Genomic DNA, 16,540 nt, shown 5'->3' on the forward strand with positions numbered 1-16,540 from the left:
AGGAGCGCTTTTTTTGGTGCTTTTATTGCTTTTCGCGTGAGTCCAAGCAAACAAGTGACTCACTGATAATTTGTTGTTTCCACTCGTTTGTTGCATTTGGCCAAAATCTAACTGGGGTCGCATTTGGAATTCGAGGCCCACTTGGTGTGCCAGTTAAATGAAATTGAATGGCTCGATAGACGCCAGAATGCGCAATAATTACCGGGTTATCATACTCTGACAAAACTCGGTTTATTGCTTGTGTTATTCGAGTAATGAATGGCCCCCAAGGTTCCCCACCTGGTGGGGTATCGAAGTAACACACCTGTTTGGTTATTGGTTGAAGTTCTAAATCGCCCCAATCTCGTTCTGATAAATCAACGTCGGTAGAAAACTCGGTATTTGGTAGCGCTAATTTGGTGGTTTCGACGGCTCTTTGCATCGGGCTTGATACGATTTTGATATCGTTTTTGATGACTGTTGCAACGGGCTTTCTTGCATCGAGTGCTTGCTGTCTTCCATTGGCATTCAGTGGTATATCGGTCGAACCACAAAAAACGTTATTTTGATTCGCTTCAGTTTCGCCGTGGCGCATGAAAATGAATGGTTTTTTAATCAGTGACATAAGAGGGTTCCCAGTGATTGTCTGTATGAATCTCGCAGTTAAATAAGTGAGTCTGAAACGTCGATAGATCGGGATGAAATAAAGGAATAAGAGTTTGACATTGAAGGTGCTGTGCGAGCCTAATTGTATCGGTCAGTGTGGGGTGTGCATTCCAACGATGAAAGTCGGCCTCACCTTGTTGGCATAGTTGTTTTGCTAACATACCGATGTGTCCGGTAAAAATGATATTGTTGATTGGAGTATCGTTAGAAGAAATCAAAGTCTTAACTAACCCACCATCGAGATCAGGAGAGCCGGCGAGAACGATATTATTCGGCTCAATATCGGAGATATTTTGAATGGCATGCACAAATTGGCTAAGGGTTTTCAATTGCTTCTTTTTGGTTTCTTTCAGCCCTGTATCATTTTCAACTAGTGCTTCATTGATATGTTCCAGACCATTTTGATCAAAGCAAATTGTTGATGAGCACCATTCATTTAACCACAACGCTATCTCAATACTGCGTCCAGAAGCGGGAACTGGCAGTAGAATACTACCCTTATTAGCAGCGTGTTCTAGTGTGTTCATTAACTCTATTTTTTGTGTCGATAGAGGAGTGTCATAGTTGCCGTACGAAGTATCAAGCAAGGCAATCTCGGCGATTGGCGGTGAGTCAAAACGATAAGTGTCCGATTCTAAGCAGTAGTCACCGCTATAGAAAATGCCTCTGCCAGCATTAAAATGAAACCAGAGACCACCGAGTGCATGTCCGTTTGAACCAGTGCGCACCTGTATCCCCATTACTTCAGTACAGCCAGAGATCGGCAGGATATGCACATTGGAATGGTTGGTGAGTTTGGTGGCCACAAACTTTGAGCAATAAATTGGAATATGATGAGGAAGTTGCGTCGCTCCGCCTATGTGATCGTGGTGATCGTGGCTGATAAACACCGCATCAACATCACTAGGAAGCTGCCAAGGTATCTCTGTTGAACCAATACAAGCACCTGCATCAAGCAGAAATTTCCGCTTAGCGATACGCAGTATAATTGCCGCGGGTGCTTTAGGGGTTAGTCCGCTAAGAATATCGATAGAAATCGTCATGCTACATCCACTCGCCAGCCTTGTTCTAAAGCGACATTGACCATTGTATTAACGGCGATGGCGGAATTGTGATAGCAAATAACGGACTGTTGATCGTGAAGAAAGCTTAGGGTTAACAGGTAACGTTCTCCCAAAAATACGCAATCTTTCACGTAAGCAGCGATACCGGTTTCTGCAAGGTGAACATGCTCAGGGCGCAGCAATACGGGCAAAGGCAGAGCTGTAGTATGGGTATTTAAATCATGAGCATCGAGCTTTCTTTTTGCATGTTGATTGATTGGCAGGTTAACAACGCTCCCTTTTCCAATAAAACTGGCCAGCCAAGAAGACTTAGGCTGTTGATAAAGCGACTCAGGTGTTCCCCACTGTACTAACTTACCTTGATTCATTACCGCAATATGAGTAGCCAACGCCATAGCTTCGGCTTGATCATGTGTGACAAATACGAAAGTGGCTCCCGTTTCTTGATGAAATTCTCGAAAGCTTTGTTCCATGGCTGAGCGTAGGTGACGATCGAGATTGGCTAGCGGTTCATCAAGCAACACCACTTCAGGCTCAGCAACGAGGCAGCGAGCAAGGGCCACTCTTTGGCGCTGTCCACCGCTCAAATCTTGGATCTTTCGCTCTGCGTATTGCGCCATGTCTACCGTTTCTAATACTCGTTTAACAGTTGCTTGAGTTCGAGCTGTTGTTTGCTTTTGTACTTTTAGTGGATAAGAGACGTTTTCCTTAACGGTCATATGGGGCCACAAAGCGTAGGACTGGAAAACCATACTCATTCGCCGCTTTTCTGGTGGAATAGCGTTACACCCGTTATCGAGAACTTGGTCATTCATAATGAGTGAGCCAGATGTTAGGTTTTCTAAACCAGCAATCATGCGCAATGTCGTTGTTTTACCGCAGCCACTTGGGCCAAGCAGTGCACAGAATGCGCCATTCGGAATCGTTAATGAGAGGTCGTTCACGGCCATTTGATTGCCATAGGCTTTACACACATTATCGAGAATTAGTTTTGCCATGGAATGACTCCTTTGGGTAAAAATCGAGACAGAGAGTTGAGTAACCACATCACAATGGCAATCAGTAAAACAACCACCACTGAAACCGCCGAAGCCAGAACTTTATTGCCGCTTTCATCCAAGTTAAAAATCACGACACCTAAGGTTTCAGTTCCTGCACTCCAAAGCAGAGCGGAGACTGTTAATTCATTGACGGCGGTGAGAAAAACAAGCAATCCGCCAGCAAAGGCAGAAGGTGCAAGCAGTGGGAAAATGATATCTCTTAGACGCACCATGACACTTGCGCCTGAAAGCTGAGCAGCTTCCTCCATTGCTGGATCAATTTGTTTCATTTGGGTAAAGATGGCTTTAAAACAAACCGCCATAAAACGCGCTAGGTAGGCGATAAAAATGATCCCTAACGTGCCATAAAGACTCCAGTCGAGCCATGGTATCGGGCGGGCAAATAGTAGAATACACGCGATGGCTAAAACGATGCCGGGAAGCGTATATGGAATGTCAATGATACTGATGAGAAGTTGAGTTTTTCTGCTTGGAAACTGAGTTGAAAAATACGCAAGAGGTAGACAAATAACCACCAATGTAATCGCAGCTGTTATTGAAAGAAACATACTGTTAGTCAGTGCGGTGTATGTTGAACTGTGTTTGGCTAAAATGGTCTGATAAGCGTCAAAGGTTAATGTGTTCCAGTTTAAAGGTACGCCCATTGTTGGGATTAGAGAGCTGAATATTAATGCGAGCAGTGGCAATATCAAAATTAGGAAAAGTAGCAGAGCGAGCACCCATTCGGCAGGGTTTCGGTATGCTCCCAAGCGAATATAGAGCGCTTGTCCACTGCTTCCGATAAGGTGTGTCGAACTGGCTTGCTGCGCTTTATTTTGAACATAAATAATCAGATAAGCCAGTAACGCCATAATGATAGACAAACTTGCAACATCATTAAGAACATGACTACCGAAATTAGCCATATATTGATAAATCAGGGTTGGTAGCACTTGGTAGGAAATTGGGATTCCAATCATTGCGGCAATCCCAAAGTTACCCAAGGACGAAACAAAAGCAAGCGCAGCCGCTGCAAGTATTGCGGGATAACACAATGGCAAAATAATATCCGACAAAATCTGTTTCGTTGACGTCCCACATAAGCGCGCAGCTTCGATTTGCTCGTTAGGTAGAGAAATCAATTGTGTTCTCAACGCTAAAAAGACAAGTGGGGCATGTTGAATGCCAAGTAAAAAAGCGATGCCTTCTGCTGAATAGATAGGGTTTGGGCTACCTAGTGGAGGCGCCATTCCGAGACTCTTTAGAATGGTACTGCTTGGGCCAAATAATTGAATCCAACTAAGAGCGGTAACCTGTGGGGGAATCATCATTGGGAGCATGAAAAGGAACGCCCAAAGTGGCTTATACCGAATATTTGTTAATGCGAGCAGTATCGATAAGAAGCCGCCAATCGCGAGTGATAAGAGCATCGCAAGTGTGCTGGTATATAAGCTATGCCACAGCGCTACCCAAGTCGATGGTTTAGACAAGACTCGCCAAAGACTGGAGTTCAAACCCTGGCTCAGATCGGATAGAGAAGTGATGAATAATTGCAATGACGGTAAAACCGTCAGCACGACAACGGTTAGCAACAACAGTATGACAAGCCCCCGATAGAGGCTTGTATAGTTGATCATGGTGGCTGTTTTCATTTTTAGTTAAAGATCTCAGCAAAACGAGCTTTGTTGGAATTGGCATTCTTTAACGCATTGTTAGCGTCAAATGTCATCATCTTAATTTGATCACGCGAAGGAAACCCTTCTGGAGTACTGACTTGATTGGATGCGGGAATGTAGCCTTGGCTCTTTACCAATTCTTGACCTTGCTCCGATAAGAGAAAGTCTACAAATTGCTGGGCTGCTTCTGTGTGTTTGCTATTTGCAAGAATTGCGACAGGTTCTGTAACCATGCTCACGCCTTCTTTAGGAAATACAAACTCGATTGGAGCGCCTTTCGCTTTTTCACGAATGGCTAAAAAATCTACGATAGCGCCATACGCTTTTGTTCCTGATGACAAAGCGGAAAGTACGCCTCCGTTTCCACCTTGGGCTTTAACTTGGTTATTTTTAAGCTGTTGATAATAATCCCACCCGAGATCTTCATTTTCAGTCAACGTCGCAAGGTGAATAAGAGCAGCGCCAGAATAAAGAGGACTAGGCATTGCGGTTAGATTTTTTAGCTCAGGCTTGGTTAAATCCCACCAAGATGTAGGTTTAAAGCTTGCCTGTGTGTTGTAGGCAATCCCCGAGGTAATCATCTTGGTTCCGTGATAGTAACCTTTTGCATCGTAAAGTGCTGAGTCATAGTTTTTTTGGTGTTTTGATTGGTACGGATAAAGCAGATCTTTTTGCTTGAGTGACTCCATTGTGACGCTATCAGCAATCAAAAGTAGATCTGGGCTTTTAACTCCCGCTTCTTGTTCTGCTTGAAAGCGCGTCATTAATTTAGTTGTACCGTCACGTATCCAATTCACTCGTATTTCTGGGTTCTGTTTTTCAAATGCGGCAACGGTTTGTTGGGCATCTTGATTGGGCTGGCTGGTATACAGTAATAGTGTGGTTTGTGCACTGGCAGAGACTGAGATCAGTGATAGTAAAAGTGCGGTAACTTTATTCATATTTTCCTCGTTGGATATAAATAGTGCTGTGGTAGACAAGTTATGCTTGTCAATGTCGAACAGTAGTTAAGCACTCGTATATGACGGAAAAAATACATTTCTATTGCGTTATGATGGCGTTTATTTTTCAATCAGAAAAGAGAGTAGAAAGTTAGAAAATCGTGAGAGGGTTATGCAGAATGTGTGCTTGATTAACAGCGCTGGCAACATTGCGCAATGACCGCAGGTTAACATCGGGAGAGCTGGGTGGTACTGCGGTATACGCGAAAACGAGCTTGTAATAATGTCAGTATTTTATCTATTAGCCATTATGTTCACTGGCATCTTTTCTCTTTATTTCTTTGTGTCCATCTTCTGTAACGCCTTGCTTCCAATAGCTGCTGATATAAATATTGTCACTCTCAACCGCTTTCTCGTTGCGGAAATAAGTGCGCAATTGACGCATTGAATCAAACTCACATGCTACCCAAACTGATACCCCACCGTTTAGCCAAGGTAGAGATGTAACAATATCAGCAAGTGATTCCCCGTCGATTAACCAGACAATATTAATTCCAGTTGGCGCTGCAATGGTTTGTATGTCCTCTTTTTCGAGAACCTTTATAACGGCATAGCCTTTTGCATCACTAGGAAGTTGGCTGATTTTTGCTGATAACGCGGGTAATGCTGTCATGTCGGCAACCATAAAAAACCAGTCAACATTGGTATTGATTTCTTTAATAGAACCAGGGCCTTTGATATCGATGGTGTCACCAATCTGAGCCTGCATTCCCCAGCGAGCCCCAAACCCGCTATTGAAATTGGGAGTGGTATGTCTGACAAAATCGATATCGATTGTGCGTTTAGCCGGTGAAAAGTGACGAATGGTGTAAGTTCGCATGACAGGACGTTCTTCTTCAGTCATTGAACTTAAATCTGTCAGTCCTTTTTTATTGAATAGCAGCTTTATATACCCACCTTCACAGTCACTGGGAAATAGGGCAAGTGATTCGCCTTGTAGGGTGATACGTTGCATGTTGGGAGTGATTTGTTGTGATGCAATGACGGTTAGGTTTTTAGGTGCTGGTATGTTCACTTTATTTCTCGATAATGATTCTCATTTGAGTTTAATCTATCATTAAAATAACATGAATGGTATGGCTTTAATAAATTGAATTTGCAGAGAATTCAAGATGATTTTAGGGTTGATAGACTCGATGTTGATGGACCATCAGACTGTTTATTTACGACAATATCCCTAATTTCTTCAACTTTCGATACAGCGTATTGCGACTAATATTGAGCATTTTAGAGGTTCGGCTGATATTGCCGTTATTGGCTCGATAGGTATTGAGAATGGTCTCTTCAACGGTCTCTTGTAAACTGATCTCTTGTGATTTATCAGCATGGTTTGGCGTAGTCGGTGATGAGAGAGTGTCTACCGATAAAAGAGAGCGCATAATTTGATCGGGAATGTGTTCTAGTAACAATGTTGATTCTTCGCTAGCAAGTAGAGTGGCAACTTGAAGTAGGTTATCCAACTCTCTTATGTTTCCCGGCCAGCTATAGCGTTCTAACAAGGCCAATAAGCCAGCATCGATCTGCTGGTTGGGCTTGCTGTATTTTTTATGAATCTCTTGGATCAATGCGGATTTGTCTTTGCGTTCTCGTAGCGCAGGAAGATTGAACACTAGGCCGTTAAGTCGGTAATACAGATCTTGTCTGAATGCACCTTGTTCAACCAGTTGTTCTAGGTTTTTATGCGTTGCGGCAACGATCTGGATATCAACTTTGTGGCACTGATTAGACCCGATAGGAACGACTTCTTTTTCTTGCAATACATGCAACAATCGACATTGCGCATCAAGCGGCATGTCTGCAATTTCGTCTAAAAATAGAATCCCATTATTAGCTTGACGAATCTTACCTTGAAACCCTTTGCTGTTGGCTCCGGTAAAAGCGCCGGGAGCGTAACCAAACAGTTCGGATTCAATTAGATCTTTCGGCAGAGCACCGCTATTCACCACGACGAGGGGAGAGCGTTTACGTTCGCTTTGTTGATGGAGTGCTTTAACAAACTCGCCTTTACCCACGCCGGTTTCACCTAGAATTAGTAAATTGATCTGCTTATCAATCACACGACACGCCTGCTGCCATGCATTCTCGATCTGATCATCCCCATGATGCAAATTACACGATGGGGAGTAGGTGGTGGATTTGGTGACAGTTGCTGTCGGTTGTTGGTGCAAGCGATAGACAAAAGAAGGCGCCTCTTTTTTAAGCAACGAGTCGAGTGATGTCCCAACCATATTGGGATTATTGAGTAGGTGAGAAGCGGCTTGATTGTGAGCGATAACCTTTCCGACTTCATTGGCAATCATAATGCCTTGCCAATCACTATCGAGCAGTGAATCGTCACCTGCGATATTGACTCTGATTGAGCCATTAGGAATGTTAAATAACAAGCGATTTTCTATTTTCTGCACCATGCTTTGAATTAACAATTGAGTGGTGTTGGTATGAGCTTGCTGTTCGCTAGTAATGTCTAAAACGCCCAACATATTACCTTGATAATCAAAGATCGGGCTGGCTGAGCAACTGATGAATCTATGCTGATTGATGAAGTGTTGTTTGCCAATCACCGTGATGGGTTTGGCTTCGACAATGGCCGTTCCAATTGCGTTGGTGCCTTTTAACTTTTCTTGCCAACACACGCCACTTTCTAGCGCAATAGAGGTAAGTCGACTGGCGAATTTTTCTTGTCCCCATGAACGAATGATAACACCTTGAGTATCAGTCAGAATCAAGCGGCTATTGGTTCTGGCAAACATTTGATTGAACAAAGGTAGGGCCATTTCTTCGATGCTGGCAATCAAAATTTTCGCGTTTTCTCGCCGTTCACTGAGCTGATACTTCTCTAAACGAATATCGTCAGGTAGGCGATGTTCACGCAGTCCCGCTTCATTACTTCGGTGCCATGAATTGTTGAGCCAATCAATTGTATTGTCGAGTTGTAGCTGCATAAGTGTTCCATAATGTAACAATTTGAGTGTGCCACTTTAAGACAGTTGAACAAAGTGAACAGATTGAACATAACGGTGTTTTAGATTGGGGAATCACTGTTAATGAAATGTAATCATAATGTTAACTCTGGTTTGGCTCAATAGTGTCAATGTTGGCGTGTGAATTGCGTAGCAAAACTGAGCTCTCGACAACAACAGAGTGCGACTAAAACCATAAAACGAAATGTATCTAACGACACGTATCTAACGGAAGGATGACCTTATGATTTATGCTCAGCCAGGCACACAAGACTCAATTGTTAACTTTAAAGAGGTTTACGATAATTACATTGGAGGCGAATGGGTTAAGCCTGTTAATGGCCGCTATTTTGATAATAGAAGCCCTGTTGATGGCAAAGTATTTTGTAAAATCCCCCAGTCTGATGAGGCTGATATTGAGCTTGCCTTAGATGCAGCGCACAATGCAAAAGATGCTTGGGCAGCCACTTCAGTAACAGAACGTTCAAACCTTTTACTAAAAATCGCTGATAGAATTGAAGAGAATTTAGAAATCCTTGCTGTTGCAGAAACGTGGGATAACGGTAAAGCTGTTCGCGAAACCTTAGCGGCTGATATTCCTTTAGCAGCAGATCATTTCAGATACTTTGCTGGCTGCTTACGCTCACAAGAAGGTACCTTAAGTGAACTAGATGAAAATACGGTAGCCTATCATTTTCACGAACCACTAGGTGTTGTCGGGCAAATTATTCCTTGGAACTTTCCATTACTTATGGCCGCGTGGAAACTTCCACCAGCATTAGCGGCAGGTAATTGTGTGGTTTTAAAACCAGCAGAACAAACGCCAGCCTCTATTTTAGTATTAATGGAAATAATTCAAGATCTTTTGCCACCAGGGGTACTAAACATTGTAAATGGTTTTGGTAAAGAAGCAGGTCAAGCTTTGGCTTCTAGTACTCGAATCGCAAAAATAGCGTTTACTGGTTCAACTCCAACAGGCTCTCACATTTTAAAATGTGCAGCTGAAAATATTATTCCTTCAACAGTAGAGCTAGGTGGTAAGTCACCGAATATTTTCTTTAATGATGTATTAGATCATGAAGATGAGTACTTAAGTAAGTGTATTGAAGGGGCAATATTAGCGTTCTTTAACCAAGGTGAAGTATGTACCTGCCCATCTCGATTATTTGTACAAGAAGATATTTATGATCAGTTCATTGAAAAAGTTATCGAAAGATCCAAACTTATTACTCGAGGTAACCCACTCAATACAGAAACAATGGTTGGCGCTCAAGTGTCTGAAGCCCAATTTGATAAAATTCTAGGCTATATAGATATTGGTAAAGAAGAAGGCGCTGAAGTATTAATGGGCGGTAGTGTTGCACAAATGGATAATGACTATAACGAGGGTTATTATATTCAGCCAACATTATTAAAAGGTAATAACTCAATGCGTGTGTTCCAAGAAGAAATTTTTGGTCCTGTTATTTCAGTCTTAACTTTTAAAGATGAAGAGGAAGCCTTAGCATTAGCGAACGATTCTGAATTTGGTTTAGGCGCAGGTGTTTGGACAAGAGATATGAATAAAGCGTATCGAATGGGCCGTAAAATACAAGCAGGACGAATCTGGACGAACTGTTATCACTTATACCCTGCACACGCTGCTTTTGGTGGATATAAAAAGTCTGGTATTGGTAGAGAAAATCATAAAATGGCTTTAGAACATTACCAACAAACTAAAAATTTATTAGTTAGTTATGATAAAAATCCACTTGGTTTCTTTTGATCATCAAACATGAATTGAGCGAGTGAGGTGTCTAATCTCCATTCGAATAATAGGCAACTTTGGTTGCCTATTTTTTTATTTTTTTGTGGGAGGGGAGCCATGGGTATCAAGCGAGATATTGATTAACAAAGTTTTACATTATACCTTGACCTTTACTCCCCATATTTATCATTTTTTTTCTTATAATTTTCAGTTGTTTGTTATTTTGAATAGCAGAAAACGGTAACATTGTGGTAATGAAGAGTATTTGACTCTTTTACTCAGCGCTTATACTTTCTATACTCGCGCTCCTAGTCTCATCTCAACAAATTTTTAGCTGAGTTTTAACAAGCGGTTAAGAGTCAGAGAAGGGACATTCTTCATACTTTGAATCAGGCTGATTATGCGTATATATCCCGATACTATACTTGATATCATTTCAAGTAGTGCTCTTAATCTGAATAACATTAGTAAACTATCTGGGGTTTCTAATACTTATCTGACGAAATTAAGTAAGAAGCAAATCAATCATCCTGGTAAAGATAAAATCACCTCGATTCTGCTTGCTCTCAATTACACCATCGCTGAGATCAATCAAATCTTAGCTGAGTACGATTATCAAAGCCTGAATAAATTCGATATTCCTAATCTGCTGGTTAATAACCGAAGACGTAAGCTTGAAGGGCGGATGTTGCCGGTTTATGAGCGGCTTAACTTCGAATTATTATTAACGGTATTTGAGCACTTTGGTGGAGATAGGGTATTGATTAAGTCACGTCCAAGTGGCGTGTATCAGCCGTACTCTCTCTACATGCAACGCGAGTTTCAAAATGAAGTTAAAGATGATGTCGCTCGTTTTCAATATGATCTAACCGCTGCAATTGTTCGTGAGCGCTTGGATTTATTTAGAGAAAACGCTCCGAAAGGTGACAAGGTAACGCAGTATATTTGTCATCATTGTCTTGATGAAGATATCAATAAATGCCTGAACCAACTTAAGGCTAAAGATGATATTTTTCACTTACGTCTTTATGCACAATACTGGGCCAATGCGGTTTCTTGTGCCGTAAAGTTTCCCGAGCAACACAAGCTGCATATTGTGGAACGTTGTCCTTGTTTTGAGGTATTAATTCAAGGAACTAATTTACCAAAACCCAAGGTTAACTTTATCGGTGTTGGCCCTCATATTGGTGGTAACTCCTACGATCAACATGACCTTCGTGGCTTTTTTACAGATTCTTCCGCAACGTTAGAACTGTTTAATCTTGAAGTCCAAATGTGCGTTGATTCCATCAACCCAGAGGATGAACGCAATACCCCAGAAGGGTTGCATGCTTATATCTCTGAGCACTTTAAGAAACAAAACGTTGGTCATCTTTTCGATGAAGCTTTCGAAGAGGCGATGGCATTTGATGGCTTGTTCTTATTTTAAAGCTGAATATTTTTTTGTCTTTTTTGGTTTAAAAAAAAATAACACCTCGTTTAAATAAAATATTGACTCACCGTGGCCATTTGATTAATTTAAGTTATATAGGCTCTGAATTCGTATTCTCGATTCGCAGAAAGATTACCTATCTCTAGCCTGTATCTTCTCTATTTCTATCCGTTGGGAGCGGGATATCCCAATTCTTAATTAACTCAATATATGCATTCAAGAGCGTATTGTGTTTTTTACCATTAACTTTTTGTGTGAAGGGAATTACTAATGAAACGTCTGGTAGTACTTACAACGATAGCTGCTGCGATGGCTAGTCCATCTTTGGCATTGGCTAAGGCTGACTTGGTGATAGCAACAGATGCTCCACCTAAATCTATGAACCCACAAGCTCACTCTTCTGATGCCAATTTTTCTTACATGTCTAACTTCTTCGACGGGTTGCTCCAACGAAAGGATGGTGTTCTTTCACCGGCCTTAGCAACCGAGTGGAAACGTGTTGATGCACAGACTTGGGAGTTTAAATTGCGCGAGGGCGTTAAGTTTAGTAACGGAAATGATTTTAATGCCGATGATGTTGTTTTCACTTTCGAACGAATGAAAGATTCCAAGTACTCTAAGCTGCTTAACTTTGGTAACTCCATCGAAAGTATGGAAACGCCCGATCCTTACACAGTTATTTTCAAAACAGTCAAACCGGTGCCTTGGTTTGCGGAAACGATGCACCAGAACTTCATCGTAGATAAAGAGTCTTCTATCGATCGTGATACTGGAGATTACAACACTCGCCCAATTGGAACTGGCGCGTATATATTTGACGAGTGGGTTAAAGGTTCTTATGTGCGTATGACCGCAAACTCCAATTATTGGGAAGGGGAGCCAAAATACAAAAGTGTCGAATTCCGCCCAATTGTTGAAGAAGCCACTCGTTTTGCAGCATTATCTAGCAAGCAAGTTGATATGGTAAGCGGAGTACCTCTAACTTTGGCTGACCGCATTGCTAAGATGCCTACCATCGATGTGATTGAGCGAGCGGCTCGCCGCAGTATTTTTCTATCACTTGGTAATGCAGAAGGCACGCCTTATGAAGATAAGCGAGTTCGCCAAGCAATTGCTTATGCTATAGATGAAGATGAAATAATCGAAAAGGTTATGCAGGGCAAAGCCACTAAAGCTCATCAGATTCCTGACCAAGCAACGGTAGGTTATAACCAGTCACTTAAACGTATTGAGTATGATCCAGCTAAAGCTAAGCAATTATTGGCAGAAGCAGGTTATGCAGATGGTTTCGATATCACTATTTCTGGTCCTAACGATCGTTATATTAATGATGAAAAAATCGTTGAAGCGATTGCAAAATATCTCGCCAAAGTTGGGCTTAACGTGACAGTAGACGTGAAACCTAAATCAATTTTCTTTGATGAAGTTACCAGCCACAAGCTTCCTTTCTATCTCATTGGTTGGTTCGATGGTTCTTATGACTTCGGACGAAGTGCTGAAAAACTCCTTCACACTCCAGACGAAGACAAAGGCATGGGAGGGTATAACGGCGCAGTTTATTCTAACGCTGACTTTGACCAGAAGTTGATTGCATCATCATCAATAGTTGATCGCGACGAACGCAATACGGCATTGCAAGAACTTAACCGTCTCGCATTAGAAGATGTCAGCATTATCCCTCTTCACTACCAGCAAGATCTCTACGCGATTGTAAAGGATAAGGAAATTAAGTTTTCACCACGTCCTGATCGTTGGATCACTGTCAAAGAAATACACTAATTCTCAAACCTTTCACTTCATGAGGGCCGCTTTGCGGCCTCATTTGAGGACCTATGGCAAAATATATTTTTCGCAGAATACTGCAGGGACTGCTTGTTCTGATGGTTGTCTCTTTTGTCTGCTTCTGTCTCTTTCGTTTTACCGGTAATCCCGTGTTGTTACTGGCTGGTAAGTACGCCACTCAGCAAGAGCAAGAGCAGGTACGAGTGGAATACGGGCTAGATCAGCCGACTCATATTCAGTATTTCCGATTTCTAAAAGGTGCTTTGCATGGAGACTTTGGCAAGTCGTATGTGAGTCAGGTTGATGCACTTGATTCGATCTTAGAACGTTTTCCAGCAACATTTGAGCTTGCTCTTGTTGCTCTGACAATCTCTTTTGTCGTTGGGGTGGGACTTGGGATAGTTGTCTCTATTTGGCCTTCGGGGATTGCTTCTCGGCTATTCATGTCAGGTTCATTACTGGGTGTTTCCATACCGACATTTTTAACGGGCATTTTGTTGGTGATGATTTTTTCAGTGTGGTTAGAGTGGTTACCCTCATTCGGCCGTGGTGAGACGGTGAACATCGGGTCTTGGCGTACTGGATTGCTTACATGGGATGGTCTAACCCATATCATTCTACCCGCTCTTACCCTATCCAGTTATCAACTGGCCGTAATGATGCGCCTAACTCGTGCAGGAATGCGTGAGGTGATGAACGAAGAGTACATCAAGACAGCTTGGGCAAAAGGTCTGTCTCCGATGAAGGTTATTCTGAAACACGCGCTTCGCAATGTCATGATTCCGGTTATCACGATTGCTGGCTTATCTTTTGGTGAATTGATTGCCTTTTCGATCGTGACTGAAACTATTTTTCAGTGGCCCGGTATGGGAAATCTACTGCTGACCTCTATCTTCGAGACCGATCAGCCGATCATCGTCACTTACATTATGCTCGCTGCATGTATCATTTTGGCCATCAATATTATGGTCGATTTGCTATACGCCGTGCTGAATCCCAAAATTCGTTACAGTTAGGTTACTCATGAATACTACAGTGACAAACAAACGCTTACGTAGCTTTTTTAGCGACAAACCGGCAGTAATCGGTGCTGTAATTATGCTCTGTTTTGCTATTGTCGGAATTTTTGCCCCGGTTATTGCACCGATGGATCCCTATGATTTGGCTTCCCTAGATCTTGGCAATATGCTGCTGGAACCATTCTGGGCTGAGAGTGGTTCGACTTCATTTCCGCTTGGTACTGATGATCAGGGCCGAGGTATTTTATCGACCATTATCTACGGTTTACGCACTTCAATGATTGTCGGCTTTTCTGTTGTTGCCATCGCGGGCAGTATCGGCATTCTGCTAGGGTTGATCGGTGGCTATTATGGTGGCCTGATCGATACATTTGTGATGCGCAGCGCCGATACCGTATTTTCATTTTCTACCACGTTACTCGCAGTGCTGCTTCTCGGTGTTTTTGAAACCAGAGGGCTATTTACCGTTGTGTTGGCCATTTGCATTGCCGACTGGGTCAAATATGCCCGCACGATTCGAGGCAGCGTATTAGAAATTAAAGACAATCCATATGTGATGGCCGCTAAAGCAGCGGGAGCACATGATGTTCGTATTCTCTTCTATCACATTTTGCCCAATGCTCTACCGCCTATTTTTGTTGTTATGGCTGTTGATTTGGCCGTGGTTATTATGCTGGAGGCGACATTAAGTTTCCTAGGTGTTGGTGTTCCTATCACTGAACCCTCATTAGGAATGATGATTGCGATTGGCAAAAATTATATCTATGCCGGCATGTGGTGGATGACTTTATTTCCCGCTACCGCGCTTATTCTTTTAGTTATAGGTATCAATTTATTTGCGGATTGGCTGCGTGATGAACTGAACCCGAAAATGAAGCGCTGATTAAAAATGAAGAACATGTCAATTTGCCGATCCACAGAGGCATTTTAAAGGAGTATAGATAAGGATGATTTTAATTCAAAAGGGAGAATTATATGCTCCAGAATATCGAGGCGTAGGTGATGTTCTTATCGGTGGCAACAAAATTCTTGCGATGGAAAAGACCATCAATCCGGAAAACTTACCGGGTGAAGTAACCTGTATTAACGCTGAAGGTATGAATATTATCCCAGGCTTTGTTGATGGGCATCAACACTTTACAGGTGGAGGAGGAGAGGATGGATTTCGTTCACGTACTCCTGAGATGACTCTGTCAATGAATATCGCTAATGGGGTAACGACAGCCATTGGTTTGCTTGGTACCGACTCATTAACGAGAACCGTTGAGAATCTTTACGCCAAAACCCAAGCGTTCAACAGTGAAGGCATGACGGCTTTTATGCTTACTGGCGCTTATAGTGTCCCGTCACCGACCATCAGTGGTGATGTTGGGCGTGATATTACTTATCATGATCCGATCGTTGGATTAAAGATTGCCATGGCTGACCATAGAGGGAGTCGATACAGTGCCGATGAGTTAGCAAAGCTGACCGTTGATGTGCGACGTGCTGCGATTATTTCCGGGAAACCTGGATTTATTACGGTGCACTGTGGTGCGGCTGACGATGGACTTGATTTAATTTTTGCTGCAATCGAGAAGCATGGCCTTCGTGCTGATTACTTTATCCCGACTCATGTTAATCGGCCAGCAGAAAAGCTCAGTCGACAAGTATTAGAACTTGCTTCCATGGGGGCATTTATTGATGCGACCTGTGCTAATGAGGTCAGAACAAAAGATGGGCTGCATACAAATGCGGCCGATTTCGCCCTAAGAGCAAGTAGCGAAGGCTTATACGACCAAGTGTGTTTTAGTTCCGATGCTGGAGGTTCGCTGCCGGTATGGAGTAAAGACCGTAGTCAGATAATAGGCATGGACATCGGTTCTCCAAGTTCCATGTTATTTGAGCTAAAACGTTTGGTTAACGACCTCGATATTCCTCTAGAAAAAGCACTCAAACCTTTAACAACGACTCCAGCTAAAGCATATAAGTTAACTGGGCGGAAAGGTGAACTGACTGTGGGAGCAGATGCTGATCTGATTATCATGGAACGAGACAGTTTGGAACTGCGCGACGTCATCGCTAAAGGTCAAATTATGATGCGGGATCGAAAGCTTGAGAAAAAAGGCTATTTCGAATAGACGCAAACAGCGTATTAACTGATCAGCATCATTGATGAGTGTGAAAATATAATA

General features: G+C 42.5%; 12 protein-coding genes and 2 pseudogenes. 6 read left to right on the plus strand and 8 right to left on the minus strand.

Going from position 1 to position 16,540, the window contains the following annotated elements; translation table 11 throughout:
* Positions 1-22 precede the first annotated feature (22 nt).
* From ACXJY6_RS01235 to ACXJY6_RS01270, 8 genes and pseudogenes are all read right to left on the minus strand, one after another.
* Positions 23-604, minus strand: coding sequence for a histidine phosphatase family protein (locus ACXJY6_RS01235; protein WP_458766965.1), 582 nt, complete (start codon positions 602-604; stop codon positions 23-25).
* Positions 591-1,688: an MBL fold metallo-hydrolase gene (locus ACXJY6_RS01240; protein ID WP_458766967.1), complete on the minus strand. Its 1,098-nt coding sequence runs from the start codon at positions 1,686-1,688 to the stop codon at positions 591-593. The genes ACXJY6_RS01235 and ACXJY6_RS01240 overlap by 14 nt, the downstream gene beginning before the upstream one ends.
* Positions 1,685-2,707 (minus strand): ABC transporter ATP-binding protein, encoded by a 1,023-nt coding sequence (locus ACXJY6_RS01245; RefSeq protein WP_456051304.1) that lies wholly within the window; start codon positions 2,705-2,707, stop codon positions 1,685-1,687. The genes ACXJY6_RS01240 and ACXJY6_RS01245 overlap by 4 nt, the downstream gene beginning before the upstream one ends.
* Positions 2,695-4,401: an ABC transporter permease gene (locus ACXJY6_RS01250; protein WP_458766969.1), complete on the minus strand. Its 1,707-nt coding sequence runs from the start codon at positions 4,399-4,401 to the stop codon at positions 2,695-2,697. The genes ACXJY6_RS01245 and ACXJY6_RS01250 overlap by 13 nt, the downstream gene beginning before the upstream one ends.
* Positions 4,402-4,403: 2 nt before the next feature.
* Positions 4,404-5,366 (minus strand): ABC transporter substrate-binding protein, encoded by a 963-nt coding sequence (locus ACXJY6_RS01255; RefSeq protein WP_456051306.1) that lies wholly within the window; start codon positions 5,364-5,366, stop codon positions 4,404-4,406.
* Positions 5,367-5,667: 301 nt separating this feature from the next.
* Positions 5,668-6,381 carry a siderophore-interacting protein gene (locus ACXJY6_RS01260; RefSeq protein WP_458767417.1) on the minus strand — a complete coding sequence of 238 codons (714 nt, stop codon included), beginning with the start codon at positions 6,379-6,381 and terminating at the stop codon, positions 5,668-5,670.
* A gap of 208 nt (positions 6,382-6,589) precedes the next feature.
* Positions 6,590-6,727 (minus strand): annotated as a pseudogene (locus ACXJY6_RS01265) (helix-turn-helix domain-containing protein); the annotation flags it as partial.
* 86 nt (positions 6,728-6,813) lie between these two features.
* Positions 6,814-8,368 (minus strand): annotated as a pseudogene (locus ACXJY6_RS01270) (sigma-54-dependent Fis family transcriptional regulator); the annotation flags it as partial.
* Positions 8,369-8,630: 262 nt separating this feature from the next.
* On the opposite strand from ACXJY6_RS01270, the gene exaC reads away from it, so the two are divergent.
* The 6 genes from exaC (at position 8,631) to iadA (ending at position 16,486) form a co-directional block, all read left to right on the plus strand.
* On the plus strand, positions 8,631-10,151 hold the full coding sequence (gene exaC, locus ACXJY6_RS01275; protein WP_458766971.1) for an acetaldehyde dehydrogenase ExaC: 1,521 nt from the start codon (positions 8,631-8,633) through the stop codon (positions 10,149-10,151).
* Positions 10,152-10,533: 382 nt separating this feature from the next.
* A complete protein-coding gene (locus tag ACXJY6_RS01280; RefSeq protein WP_456051309.1) occupies positions 10,534-11,562 on the plus strand; it encodes a hypothetical protein in 1,029 nt (342 codons plus the stop codon).
* Positions 11,563-11,835: 273 nt separating this feature from the next.
* Positions 11,836-13,344, plus strand: coding sequence for an ABC transporter substrate-binding protein (locus ACXJY6_RS01285; RefSeq protein WP_458766973.1), 1,509 nt, complete (start codon positions 11,836-11,838; stop codon positions 13,342-13,344).
* Positions 13,345-13,397: 53 nt separating this feature from the next.
* A complete protein-coding gene (locus ACXJY6_RS01290; protein WP_456051311.1) occupies positions 13,398-14,363 on the plus strand; it encodes an ABC transporter permease in 966 nt (321 codons plus the stop codon).
* A 7-nt stretch (positions 14,364-14,370) separates the two neighbouring features.
* Entirely contained in the window at positions 14,371-15,249 is an 879-nt protein-coding gene (locus tag ACXJY6_RS01295) for an ABC transporter permease (RefSeq protein WP_456051312.1), read from the plus strand.
* Positions 15,250-15,313: 64 nt separating this feature from the next.
* A complete protein-coding gene (gene iadA, locus ACXJY6_RS01300) occupies positions 15,314-16,486 on the plus strand; it encodes a beta-aspartyl-peptidase (RefSeq protein ID WP_458766975.1) in 1,173 nt (390 codons plus the stop codon).
* Positions 16,487-16,540 lie beyond the last annotated feature (54 nt).

The sequence above is a fragment of the Vibrio phycocola genome (genome assembly GCF_054404255.1).

Bases quoted from the DNA above. Each gene is read 5' to 3' on its own strand.
- ACXJY6_RS01235 (WP_458766965.1), bottom strand. From the start codon at position 604: ATGTCACTGATTAAAAAACCATTCATTTTCATGCGCCACGGCGAAACT.
- ACXJY6_RS01240 (WP_458766967.1), bottom strand. From the start codon at position 1,688: ATGACGATTTCTATCGATATTCTTAGCGGACTAACCCCTAAAGCACCC.
- ACXJY6_RS01245 (WP_456051304.1), bottom strand. From the start codon at position 2,707: ATGGCAAAACTAATTCTCGATAATGTGTGTAAAGCCTATGGCAATCAA.
- ACXJY6_RS01250 (WP_458766969.1), bottom strand. From the start codon at position 4,401: ATGAAAACAGCCACCATGATCAACTATACAAGCCTCTATCGGGGGCTT.
- ACXJY6_RS01255 (WP_456051306.1), bottom strand. From the start codon at position 5,366: ATGAATAAAGTTACCGCACTTTTACTATCACTGATCTCAGTCTCTGCC.
- ACXJY6_RS01260 (WP_458767417.1), bottom strand. From the start codon at position 6,381: ATGCAACGTATCACCCTACAAGGCGAATCACTTGCCCTATTTCCCAGT.
- exaC (WP_458766971.1), top strand. From the start codon at position 8,631: ATGATTTATGCTCAGCCAGGCACACAAGACTCAATTGTTAACTTTAAA.
- ACXJY6_RS01280 (WP_456051309.1), top strand. From the start codon at position 10,534: ATGCGTATATATCCCGATACTATACTTGATATCATTTCAAGTAGTGCT.
- ACXJY6_RS01285 (WP_458766973.1), top strand. From the start codon at position 11,836: ATGAAACGTCTGGTAGTACTTACAACGATAGCTGCTGCGATGGCTAGT.
- ACXJY6_RS01290 (WP_456051311.1), top strand. From the start codon at position 13,398: ATGGCAAAATATATTTTTCGCAGAATACTGCAGGGACTGCTTGTTCTG.
- ACXJY6_RS01295 (WP_456051312.1), top strand. From the start codon at position 14,371: ATGAATACTACAGTGACAAACAAACGCTTACGTAGCTTTTTTAGCGAC.
- iadA (WP_458766975.1), top strand. From the start codon at position 15,314: ATGATTTTAATTCAAAAGGGAGAATTATATGCTCCAGAATATCGAGGC.